General features: G+C 69.2%; 15 protein-coding genes. 8 read left to right on the top strand and 7 right to left on the bottom strand.

What is annotated here, in order from left to right:
* Positions 1-2 precede the first annotated feature (2 nt).
* From ACZ6ZT_RS07415 to ACZ6ZT_RS07385, 7 genes are all read right to left on the bottom strand, one after another.
* On the bottom strand, positions 3-605 hold the full coding sequence (locus ACZ6ZT_RS07415; protein WP_469716394.1) for a hypothetical protein: 603 nt from the start codon (positions 603-605) through the stop codon (positions 3-5).
* Between the two features lie 13 nt (positions 606-618).
* Positions 619-1,086, bottom strand: a complete 468-nt coding sequence (locus tag ACZ6ZT_RS07410; protein WP_469716392.1) for a phage tail tube protein — start codon at positions 1,084-1,086, stop codon at positions 619-621.
* A gap of 172 nt (positions 1,087-1,258) precedes the next feature.
* Positions 1,259-1,699, bottom strand: coding sequence for a hypothetical protein (locus ACZ6ZT_RS07405; protein ID WP_469716391.1), 441 nt, complete (start codon positions 1,697-1,699; stop codon positions 1,259-1,261).
* A gap of 37 nt (positions 1,700-1,736) precedes the next feature.
* Positions 1,737-1,913 carry a hypothetical protein gene (locus ACZ6ZT_RS07400; RefSeq protein ID WP_469716390.1) on the bottom strand — a complete coding sequence of 59 codons (177 nt, stop codon included), beginning with the start codon at positions 1,911-1,913 and terminating at the stop codon, positions 1,737-1,739.
* A 241-nt stretch (positions 1,914-2,154) separates the two neighbouring features.
* Positions 2,155-2,565 carry a hypothetical protein gene (locus tag ACZ6ZT_RS07395; RefSeq protein WP_469716388.1) on the bottom strand — a complete coding sequence of 137 codons (411 nt, stop codon included), beginning with the start codon at positions 2,563-2,565 and terminating at the stop codon, positions 2,155-2,157.
* Positions 2,566-2,605: 40 nt separating this feature from the next.
* Positions 2,606-3,028 (bottom strand): DUF6093 family protein, encoded by a 423-nt coding sequence (locus ACZ6ZT_RS07390; RefSeq protein ID WP_469716387.1) that lies wholly within the window; start codon positions 3,026-3,028, stop codon positions 2,606-2,608.
* Positions 3,025-3,462, bottom strand: a complete 438-nt coding sequence (locus ACZ6ZT_RS07385; protein WP_469716385.1) for a DUF6093 family protein — start codon at positions 3,460-3,462, stop codon at positions 3,025-3,027. Before ACZ6ZT_RS07385 ends, ACZ6ZT_RS07390 begins: the two co-directional genes overlap by 4 nt.
* 195 nt (positions 3,463-3,657) lie before the next feature.
* Between ACZ6ZT_RS07385 and ACZ6ZT_RS07380 the strand changes: the two genes are divergently transcribed.
* The 8 genes from ACZ6ZT_RS07380 (at position 3,658) to ACZ6ZT_RS07345 (ending at position 10,041) form a co-directional block, all read left to right on the top strand.
* Entirely contained in the window at positions 3,658-4,320 is a 663-nt protein-coding gene (locus tag ACZ6ZT_RS07380) for an HAD-IA family hydrolase (RefSeq protein ID WP_469716384.1), read from the top strand.
* Between the two features lie 115 nt (positions 4,321-4,435).
* Entirely contained in the window at positions 4,436-5,638 is a 1,203-nt protein-coding gene (locus tag ACZ6ZT_RS07375) for a helix-turn-helix domain-containing protein (protein WP_469716382.1), read from the top strand.
* Positions 5,639-5,837: 199 nt separating this feature from the next.
* Positions 5,838-6,302 (top strand): hypothetical protein, encoded by a 465-nt coding sequence (locus ACZ6ZT_RS07370; protein ID WP_469716381.1) that lies wholly within the window; start codon positions 5,838-5,840, stop codon positions 6,300-6,302.
* A 20-nt stretch (positions 6,303-6,322) separates the two neighbouring features.
* Positions 6,323-6,535 (top strand): hypothetical protein, encoded by a 213-nt coding sequence (locus tag ACZ6ZT_RS07365; protein WP_469716379.1) that lies wholly within the window; start codon positions 6,323-6,325, stop codon positions 6,533-6,535.
* 164 nt (positions 6,536-6,699) lie between these two features.
* Positions 6,700-7,575, top strand: a complete 876-nt coding sequence (locus ACZ6ZT_RS07360; RefSeq protein WP_469716377.1) for a glycosyltransferase — start codon at positions 6,700-6,702, stop codon at positions 7,573-7,575.
* Between the two features lie 56 nt (positions 7,576-7,631).
* Positions 7,632-8,450: an aminoglycoside phosphotransferase family protein gene (locus tag ACZ6ZT_RS07355; protein ID WP_469716376.1), complete on the top strand. Its 819-nt coding sequence runs from the start codon at positions 7,632-7,634 to the stop codon at positions 8,448-8,450.
* Positions 8,447-9,172 (top strand): glycosyltransferase, encoded by a 726-nt coding sequence (locus ACZ6ZT_RS07350; RefSeq protein ID WP_469716374.1) that lies wholly within the window; start codon positions 8,447-8,449, stop codon positions 9,170-9,172. Before ACZ6ZT_RS07355 ends, ACZ6ZT_RS07350 begins: the two co-directional genes overlap by 4 nt.
* Positions 9,169-10,041: a PIG-L deacetylase family protein gene (locus tag ACZ6ZT_RS07345; protein WP_469716372.1), complete on the top strand. Its 873-nt coding sequence runs from the start codon at positions 9,169-9,171 to the stop codon at positions 10,039-10,041. Before ACZ6ZT_RS07350 ends, ACZ6ZT_RS07345 begins: the two co-directional genes overlap by 4 nt.

Genomic DNA, 10,041 nt, shown 5'->3' with positions numbered 1-10,041 from the left:
GATCAGCCTTTTCCCAGGTCGGCGCGGATCGTCTGGTTGACGACCAGTGCCGTCGTGAACAGCGCCTTGGCATCGGCGTCAGCCCAGCTATCGAGGAGCTCCTGTGCATCGGCTTCCGCCATGCTCGGCACTTCGGCGCCGGCCTCGTCGTGTTCGATGTGGCACGCGGCGATCAACGCCGCGGGGAACGTCTCGACGTTGTACTCCATGCCTGCGTCGGCCTGGGCCTCGGTCGGCGGGTGTTTACGAAGCAGCAGTTCCCAGACCGGGCGGGGCAGAGCACGGAAGGTCAGCCGTTCCGTTGCCTCGTCGAGTTCCTGCTGCGCGTCGGCGAGAACGCCTTCGGCGAGAAGGACTTCCGGACGCTGGGCCACCCACTCAGACCGGGAGGACTCGGCGATTCCCTGCTCGATCGATGCGGCCTGCGCCTCGGTGCGCGCACGCGCGAGGCCCAGGGCGGCTTCGGTGACCGCAGCCTTCAGGGCCGGGTCGTCGCAAATGGACAGGGTCCGTTCGGCAAGGCGCCTGGCGCGGAGCCGCTCCATCTTGGCCGCCCAGTGCGGGTCGCGAGCCACAGCCGAGGGAGGAGGAATGTGCGTGGACATGCGGTTTCGCCCCTTACGCCTTCGCCGGGATGACGGCGTCGAGGGTCGGCTTCGAGGTGATGCCGAAGGACACCTTGTACTTGGCCGGTTCGGCGCCGGCCGTGTAGGTCGCGGACCGGCTGCCCACGCGGACCGGGAAGATGTCCATCGACTTGGACTGGGGGATGTCGCCCTTGCGGAGGATGACGACGAACCCCTCGCTGCCCTTGGACAGCAGCGTCTCCAGGGTGCCGTCGACCTTGTCCTCGTACAGGGTGAAGGAGGAGTTGTCGGCCTTGTCCTCGCCCGGGATGGAGGTCGTGAACTCGGAGGCCATGTCCGGCGTTTCGATGGGAACGTTCTCGAGAGCCCACCCCTCGATGTCCGAGATGGCTTCGGCGAGATTGGTCGCGTTGCCGTCGCTCAGCTCCGCCCGCGTCGGGATGTTGGAAGGGGCGGCGATGGCCTTCAGGAAGAAGAAGGAGGTCGTTCCACGCCGCATGAACCGCTGCTGGGTGATACCCACTGATTCTCGCTCTCCGGGGACACCCCTGGAGCGGCACGCACCGGAGGCCCGTCCCCACGACGCCGCGCGCAGCGCGACAGGGGAATCAGTCCGTACCGGAATCGGCCGGACGTCCGCGATGGGGCCTCCGCGGTGAGGGCGGTGCTGGTCAGGAGAGAGAGGTCACCTGGACCACATACCGCTGCACGTAACTGTATATGCCGCCGGCGACCGCCACGCCTTCCTCTTTGTCCAGGGCACGCTGGAGCACGACGCATCCCGGGATGTTGATGTCGGTGACGTACGCGCCGTTGCTGCCGCCCTTCCGGGCCAGCATCGCGGCACGGACCCGGTCCGCCATCCACTCGGCTTGCTCGGCCGTAGTTGCCACGCTGGTGATCTGCAACAAGGCGCGGGCATCGCCATCAGCCTGTCCGTACGGCGGCCCATCGGTCGTGAGCCCCAGCGGATAGAGGACCGAGTAGGGGACTTGCGTCCCCGTGGGGATGCTGGAGGCGGTGGGCGCGGTGCCGTAGCCGCAGCTTCTGGTGGTGGCGGTGGACAGCATCTTCTGGACGGCGAGGGAGACCTCGCGGCCGGAGACGGGCACTGCTTCTCCAATCTCGTCCTGCGGTACGCAGGAGCAGTCAGTCTCCGATGGCGTCGCCGAGGGCGGCGAGGAAGAGGGGGCGGGTCTCCTCAAGTGCCGGTCCGACGTGCGGGAGCGGGGCCTGGTTGTAGATCCGTCCGAGACTGTCGGCACCAACGAAGCCGTACTCCAGGCGCCGCGCCTGGGGTTTGCTCGTCCCGACGGTGGCAGTCACTGCGACGCCGTCTGTCGACACCTCATGGGTCCAGCTGCGCCTGTAGTCGCCGGTCGGGGCGTTGGGTCCTGGTCGGCCGGAGGCCCGCGCTTTGATCCGCGTTTCCAGGAGCATGGCATGGTGCTGCACGACGGACACCGTCTCCGGCAGGGTCCTGGCCGCTCGCGCGTCCAGAAGCGCGGCGATCTGGGCGGCATTCGTGTAGACCCCAGCGGTGCCGTGGGCGTTGGGGTGGGGGTTACTAGACGGGGAGGGCACTGGCCTTGCCCTCCTCATCGACTTCGCCCCGAGCCCACTGCCGAAGCTGTTCGACGACAGCCGCCGTGAACCGTCCGCCGGCCAAGTCCATGCGGTGCATGGCCGTCTGCTCCAGTAGCTGGACGTCAATGGCGGCCAGGAAGCGTTCCGCCGCCTCGCCCGGCTCGTACGGCACGCCGACCGCGACTCGCGCGAGGCCGTCGTACTCCGTGACCGGTCGCGCAGGCGCGAACTCCATGATCAGCTGAGCCGGTTGGCCGGCCATCTGGTGGAGCGTATAGCCCTGGATGAGCCGGGAGAGGTCCACACCGTCGAGGGCGACAGCTCCACCGCTGGCATCTGAGGTGATCCGGACGTGGTGATGACCGGTGAGCGGGTTGGTCGTGTTCTCCATGATTCGAGCGTAGGCCCGATCACTGACGGCTCGGATTCGCTCAGGGCGGCGTGATCTCGTCAAGGCGCGTAACCCGGACCAGCTCGACCGTGGATGCCTCGGAAGGGTCGAGAACCTGCCAGATCCGGCCGACCGTCGCAGGGTTGCCGGAGCGCGCGGCTACCACCTCTACCCGGTCATACCGTGCTGGCAGCGGGGCGCCCAGGGGGGTAAGGAGCCGATACCAGGAGACGGTGTCGTCCAGCCACTGGCGGCCGACGATCCCCTCAGCTGTCACCTGCCCGTGCCCGGACAGCACAGCTCCCGCCCCCTCGTAGACCGCCTCCACAGGCACGACGCCGACGATGCCAGTATCCGGGTCGAGCGGGGCGGTACCGGTCGGGCGGGTGATGCGTACGGTGTCCACCAGCAGCGCGGCCTCAAGGTGGCGGCGTACCTCGTCGGGGTCGATGCCCGTGGTCACGGCGTGCCCCCTGTTCGCTGCGTGTTCTGGTCGATCCAGGTAGTGCGGACCACGCTCAGGGTGGCGGTCTCACCTATGTCCAGCACGCGCCAGGTGCGGCCGACAGCTGCCGGATCGGCCGCCTCCATCACCCGCACGACGTCCTCCCGGGAGGCGACCGGCGCGGAGAGCGGTGTCAGCAGCCGGTACCGAGACCGCGTGTCGTCCACGTACGCCTGCCCAGCCAGGTGCAAGACGACGGCCGGGCCGTCGGCGGGGAAGACTGCACCAGGCCCCTCGTAGACCTCTACCGGAGGCCCTGGTTCGTACTGACCGGTGTCCGGGTTGAATACCGGTTCACCCTTGCGCTCGATCCTGATCCTGCTGCTAAGAATCTTCTTCTCGACGATCGCGCTGACGCCCCCCAGAGTCAGCCCCTCAGTGGGAGTGCTCATGCCCCGAGCGTATGCCGAACTGCCGACAGGGCCCGCCACGGTGGAGGCACCATAGCCGGGCGGACGCCTCCCCGCCCCACGAGTGGCTGCCTGCACTTCAATTCCCCCGCGGGCGAAGCCACTCGCACCCCACACTCAAAGGCGCGCGGGTTGTACGGTCCCAAGTGAGGCCATCATGGAAGGGACGCCCACAGCATGCCGCACCCCACCGAAAGCGCAACTCGCCCAGCCCGTCAGGGGCTCATCCTCGACTTTGCCGGGGTCCTCACGGCCGACCCGCGCCCCGTCCACCGGGAGTGGTGCTCAGCTCAAGGCCTCGACCCCGAAGCGTGGCGAACGACACTGAACGATCACCCCGAAGGACGCCGCCTGTACGAGGCGCTCGAAGTCGGGGAGATTGGGCAAGCGGAGTGGAACGCTCGCACGGCGCCGCTGATCGGCCCTGGTGTGGACCCGACGAACCTGATGGGCCGAGCCTGGTCGGGCGTGCCGACCGCACGCCGGATGGCCGCCCTCGCACAGGCCGCACGCGACGCCGGCCTCCGTACCGCGCTGCTCTCGAACAGCTTCGGAATGGACCCTCACAACCCATACGAGCATGCCGGGATCTGGGAGATTTTTGATGTCCACGTCATTTCTGAACAGGTCGGCATTGCCAAGCCCGACCCGGCGATCTACCAGCTCACCCTCGAACGACTCGGTCTTCCCGGCGAGGCATGCGTCTTCGCCGACGACCACCCAGTGAACCTTCCCCCGGCAGCCGCCCTCGGGATGACCACTCTCCTTGCTACCGATGAGCATGCGACGATCTCGGAGCTGGAATCCCTCCTGGGAGTCAGCGTTCCTCTCACCGTCTGAATTCCGGTGGCACGACTCCGGCCGGAAGCTGTCAACTCCCGGCCGGTCGGCCCCTGTCGACAACTACCCTGCCCCCTGTACGGTCCGTACCTCACTCATCCCAGGAGGTGCGCGCGTGCAGTGGTCGGAGTACACGAACAGCGAGAGACTGAAGGCCCTCCGCAGCGGCATGACCCAGGAGGGCTTAGCCGAAGCAGCCGGGGTATCTGTCGGCGTGATCCGCAAGCTCGAACGCGGCGGCACCGCCTCCATCGCGTCCCTCTTGTCCGTCGCCCACGCCCTCGGGACGGACATCGCCGTCCTTCTCGGCCAGCAAGCGCCCCGCCGCTCCATGGACCGCGATGAACGCTCCGCCCTCCGGGCCCTGTCCGCCGTCACCCACGACGCCGCGATCGGCATTCCCGCTGACACCAGCCCCGGCACTCTGGACGAGCTCCGCAGCGTCGTCCGCCACGCCGACGCCGCCTACTGGTCCGGCCAGTACACCCAACTCGGCGCCCTGCTCACCCGCCTCCTCCCCGAAGCGCGGGCCCGCTACGACCACGCCGATCACACCGAGAAGGAACAGGCAGCCGGCCTCCTCGCGGACACCTTCCAGACGGCCGGGATGATGGCGAATGTCCTGGGCTCCCGAGATCTTGCCTACGCTGCCCTCACCTACGGTCGGCAGATCGCCGTGCAGGCCGGGGACGATCTGCGCGACGCGCACCTCTCGGCCACCACGGCGTGGGTGAACCTTCGCGACGGCCGCACTGCCCAAGGCTTCGCGCTCGCTGCCGCCCAGGCCGACCGCATCGAGCCGAAGATGAGCGAGCACGACCCGGACCGGCTGTCGGTGTACGGGCAGCTCGTCACCAACGCCGCCGTCGCTGCCTCCCGCGGCGGTGCCACCACTGACACCGCCCGCGAATACCTGTCCCAAGCTCACGCAGTCGCAGCACGCATCGGCACCGAGCACGCCCGCGGCGACCACGCCCAGCCTTACGGCCCGATGTACGCCGCTACACAGGCAATGAGCATCGCCGTCGCCCTCAGCGACACGGCCGGCGCGCTGCGCCTCATGGAGACCGTCCACCTCGGCAACGACGTTCCCCTGGCCACCCGCGCCAGATACGGCCTTGACGTTGCCCTCACCCACCTCGAATGCCGCAGGTGGGATCAGGCCGCCGAAACTCTCGAAAGCGTGTGCCGGATGGCACCCGGCTGGGTGCGCCACCAGATGCTTCCTGGCGTCATCATCAGCCGCCTAACTGGCGTTTCCGTCGCCCGCCTTCGCGGCCTTGCCCACGCTGCCGGCGTTCCCTTCGGCATGCACTGACCCAGCCCGTCCCTCAACCGCCACGTCCCGTGACAGCCTGGCTGCTCCTCATCTGGGCAACTGCCACGGGACGTAGTAGTCCAGGCTCAGCCACGACAGCCCACCGCTACGCCCCATGGCAGTCTGGCCGTGCGCGAGTTGCGGCGAGTGCCATGCCTCGTGCCTGGGCCGATCGTCCCCGCCCCGCGACGCTTGGACCATGCCGACGAACCCGCACGGCGGCGGCATCGGACATGTTCCCGTCGCCGTCTACAGCTCCTCCCCACATGCTGCCTCCATCCAGGAATCGGAAGCGTGCGCCCGACGCTACGCTGATGCCCGCCTGTGGCCCGTAGCGGGAGCCTGGTCCGACCCTGACCCGGACATTCCGCTGGTCGATCGCATTGGTTGGCGTGGCATAACCGATGCCCTCGGTAACGGAATGGTCCGGGGCATCGTCGTCGCGGACCAGGCCCACGTCGCTTCCGACTCGGTCGAGTTCGAGCGGCTCGGCGCCCTGATCCGCGACCGCGGCGGCTTCCTCGCGGTCGCCACGGCGTCGGTTCCTCGTCGCACGCCGGGCCAGCAGGCCCGCCTCCGGAACGTCTTCGAAGGCGCCTCCGGCTGGAGTGAACTGGACGGCATCCTCCATGACCGACCCGGGACTGACTCGGACGGCCTGTGAGAACCCGACGTGCCGCCACCATGCCCCGCTTACCCCGAGACCGGGTCGGCTCGTTACTGACCGCCGTCTGGGCCGCCGGACACATCGCGGTCGGTGCCCTACTAGCCAATACCGGCACCACACACGTCCACGCCGCAACCGAACCGAAGTGGCCGGCCGCCGCCCGTCCCGACATCGACTCGCACACCGACGCCAACCGGGCCTGCCGCTGCGCCGACCGCACCACCCTCTGAAAGCATCCGGCCCCGCCCGCCGGTACGACGGGCCACGCCGGATCTTCAGGCCGCCCCGCGCCCCGGGACGCCTGCTGCCGCCCCCTCCTCGGCGGCATTGGCCTCGGGCCGCGGGGCCCACTACCCCGCCCCTGCGCAGCACCACGCTCGAAAGGCGAACCCACGTGTACGCATTCGGCCTGTGCATCGACCGGCAGTACCTCCTCCCCGGCCTTGCGGCCGTCACCTCCCTTGCCGACAGCCTTACCCCCGCCGCACGCCGCGGCGCGGCCCTGCGGGTTCTGACCATGGATCTCCCGCCGGCTCACGCCCTCCTCCTCGCGCACCTCGCGAAGCGGTGCGGCTTCGGGTCCTTCGACCTGGCCTACCGGTCCCCGCTCGCCGCCTCCCACATGGCCGACGACAGCTACATCACGATCACCACCTACCTTCGATTCGAATTCACCCGTGACTTCGTCCGTCGTCCCTACCTGATCTACGTAGACGCCGACACCCACGTGCGTGACGACATCACAGGCCCCCTCGCATCCCTCCGGCCCGGCCGGATCGGCGCCGTCGCTGACGAGTTCAACCCTGCCGTCGGGGCGTGCCCCGCACTTCCTGGTGCGGCCGATCGCTGGCCCCACTGGCGCGGCCGCCCGTACTACAACGCCGGAATGCTCTGGGCACACACCGCGGACATCCCCGCGATGCGTCAGGGAGTCGTCGATGCCCTGGTCAAGCATCGGGCGCACATCCTGCACAACGACCAGGACGCGCTGAACCTCTGGCTACTGCGTACCGGGCGCGTGCACCCCGTCCCGTCCCGCTTCAACCGGTTCGAGACCGGCCGGTTCCTCGAACGGGGTGAATGGGTGCGTCGCGTGGTCCGCCGCAGTTTGCGCCCCGACCCGTCCGCCGCGCTGGTCCACTTCGTCGGCCCTGAGAAACCGTGGTCGTCTCTTTGCCCTCCAACCGACGACGTCCGCGACTACCGGGCGCATCTCAGGATGACCAACCGGCATCTGCGGCGCCTGGGTGCTGTGGGGGCTTGGCGGTGACCGGCCTGCCTCCGGCCGTCGTGCGTGCCTGCACGAGCCTCCTGGCTGTCCGGCCCGTGACCGCAGAACGCCTTGCCATCGGCAACCGCACCTCCGTTTACCGTGCTGGCCTCGCTGATGGTCGTGCGGTGGTGGTCAAGCTGTACACATCCGCCACACGTCGCAACGCGGTGACCGAAGCCGCAGCGATCCGCGCCGCCGCCGGCGCCGTACCCACGGCCCGTGTCTTTGCTGCAGGCCGGATCAAGGGCACTCACCTCACCGCCCTGATCAGTCAAGACCTCGGCCGACTCACCCTCGGCGCCGCCGTTCGCAACGGCAAGATCACTACCGACCGCGCTCTCCGGGACGTGGGGAGCGTCCTCGGCCGCCTCCATCGGGCGCCGGTCGCCCCTCGCACACCCCGAAGACCGTTCTTCGAGGACGTCATGTCCCTACACCGCCGCGATGCCGGCGCCATCAGCCGAATCGCGCCCGCTCTCGCAGTGCTCACCGAAACGCCAGCGTTGGCGCCGCTGGTGTGGTGCCACGGCGACGTGCACTTCGACAACGTCGTCATCGCTGGCCCGGACGCCACACGCCACCTGATCGACTTCACCGACGCCACCCCAGGCCCTCGGGAAGCGGACGTCGCGCAGGCCCTGGTGATGGCGCACGCCGTCTCGTTACGCGGCCGTCTCACCGTTACTGGCGCCTACCCCCTCGCTTTGGACGACGCCCGTCTTACAGCTTGGTGCGTGTTCCACACCGCCCGCTGCCAGGCGACTGCCCCGCCCGGCGAGGAACGCTCCCGCTGGACCCGACGCCTGGCCGCGCTCGCCCACGAGCACCCCCGCTTCTTTCACACCCCGCGCACCGTGAGGAGCCCCAGATGATCACACTCTCCGTGGTGATCCCCGCCCACAACGAAGCTGCCTACCTCCCCCGCTACCTGCCCACCGTCTTCGCCGCGCTCAACCACTGGCAAGCCGCAACCGGCGGCACGGGGGAGGTGATCGTGGTCGACAACACGAGCACCGACAACACCGCCAAGCTCGCCGCCCGGCTCGGCGCCCGCGTCGTCACCGAGACCGTCCGCAGCATCGGCGCCGTCCGGAACACCGGCGCCGCGGCAGCCGGCGGCAGCCTGCTCTTCTTCACCGACGCGGACGTGGCACTCCCACTCGACACATTCACCGCCGTCACGACAGCCGTGGACGCCGGAGCCGTCGGAGGAGCGATCCCCGCGCTCTACACACCGGCCCGACTCGGCGCCCGACTGCTCTGCGCCTACTGGGACCACTACCGCACACGGCAGGGTGGAGCACAGGGCGTCGCCCAGTTCGCGACCGCCGACGCGTTCAAGGCGGTGGGCGGGTACCGGCCGGAGCTGCTGATGAGTGAGGACTTCGAGTTCTTCGCCCGGCTCACCGATCACGGCACACAGACCGGCTGCCCCGTCGCCATCCTGGATGATCTCCGTGTCCGCCCGTCGACTCGCCGCTACGACCAGTGGTCGACCGCGCGAATGCTGTGGTGGCAGAACCCCTTCACCGCCCGCCGGCGTCTGGCCTCGCCCCGCATGTGGCGCCACTGGTATGGGAGCACCGTGCGATGAACCAGCTTCCGGTCCCCGACCACTCCGGCATCTACACATTCCCCGACGACCTCGACCGCGCGCACGCCGCGCACAGCACGCCCCTCGAAGCCCGGTACGCGGCCGGCGACCACCAGGTGCTGGAACTCACCGCTCCTCACAGCGGGGCCGTCCACCACATCGAATACCGCACCCCGACCGGACGGCCGGTCCTCGTCATCGAGCCCCACCACGACGACTTCGCGTTGTCCGCCTCGGGCACCTTCCTGACCCACCCCAGGCCCCTGACCGTGGTCACGGTCTTCACTCGGTCCCGCAGCGTCCACCCCACAGTGGAAGCCAGCCTGCCGACCGAGGAAGCCGTGTCGCAGGTGCGGGCCCGGGAGGGTGCGGCCGCGCTTGCCCCCCTCGGTGCCGCCCGTCGCCTTCTGAGCTACAAGGACGCCGACCCGCCCTACCGGTCCTACGACCCCGGCCGCCTCGACCGGATCACCGAAGACCTCCACACGCTCGTCAAGCAGAACCCCGGCGCGGAACTGCTCGCCCCCGCCGCCGTCACCCGCCACCCCGACCACGTCTTGGTGCACGACGCCGCCGTACGGCTTGGCTGCCGCTGGTTCTGGGAGGACCTCGCCTTCTGGTCGACGTACGCGCTCGCTGGCTGCGACCTCCACCTGTTCAACACCCGGTCCGACCGCAGCCCCCTGGTGCCCGAGCTGGTCGACATCACCCCGGCCGTCCTCGACAAGGTCACCGTCCTGCGGATGCACGGCTCGCAGATGAGCCCGGCTCGCAAGCAGTACCGGCCGATCCGCCACGCCTGGACGGTCGCCGCAGACCTCCTCGACGGCGGGCTCTACGCGGAACGCTTCTACCGGACGGAGCACTGA

It is taken from the genome of Streptomyces sp. NPDC102258 (assembly GCF_055584685.1).
This window is presented reverse-complemented; position numbering and strand designations above follow the sequence as displayed.

What these genes read in the sequence shown, in the direction of transcription:
- ACZ6ZT_RS07415 (WP_469716394.1), bottom strand. Translation starts at nt 605, where the DNA reads ATGTCCACGCACATTCCTCCTCCCTCGGCTGTGGCTCGCGACCCGCAC.
- ACZ6ZT_RS07410 (WP_469716392.1), bottom strand. Translation starts at nt 1,086, where the DNA reads ATGCGGCGTGGAACGACCTCCTTCTTCTTCCTGAAGGCCATCGCCGCC.
- ACZ6ZT_RS07395 (WP_469716388.1), bottom strand. Translation starts at nt 2,565, where the DNA reads ATGGAGAACACGACCAACCCGCTCACCGGTCATCACCACGTCCGGATC.
- ACZ6ZT_RS07385 (WP_469716385.1), bottom strand. Translation starts at nt 3,462, where the DNA reads ATGAGCACTCCCACTGAGGGGCTGACTCTGGGGGGCGTCAGCGCGATC.
- ACZ6ZT_RS07380 (WP_469716384.1), top strand. Translation starts at nt 3,658, where the DNA reads ATGCCGCACCCCACCGAAAGCGCAACTCGCCCAGCCCGTCAGGGGCTC.
- ACZ6ZT_RS07370 (WP_469716381.1), top strand. Translation starts at nt 5,838, where the DNA reads ATGCCGACGAACCCGCACGGCGGCGGCATCGGACATGTTCCCGTCGCC.
- ACZ6ZT_RS07365 (WP_469716379.1), top strand. Translation starts at nt 6,323, where the DNA reads ATGCCCCGCTTACCCCGAGACCGGGTCGGCTCGTTACTGACCGCCGTC.
- ACZ6ZT_RS07350 (WP_469716374.1), top strand. Translation starts at nt 8,447, where the DNA reads ATGATCACACTCTCCGTGGTGATCCCCGCCCACAACGAAGCTGCCTAC.
- ACZ6ZT_RS07345 (WP_469716372.1), top strand. Translation starts at nt 9,169, where the DNA reads ATGAACCAGCTTCCGGTCCCCGACCACTCCGGCATCTACACATTCCCC.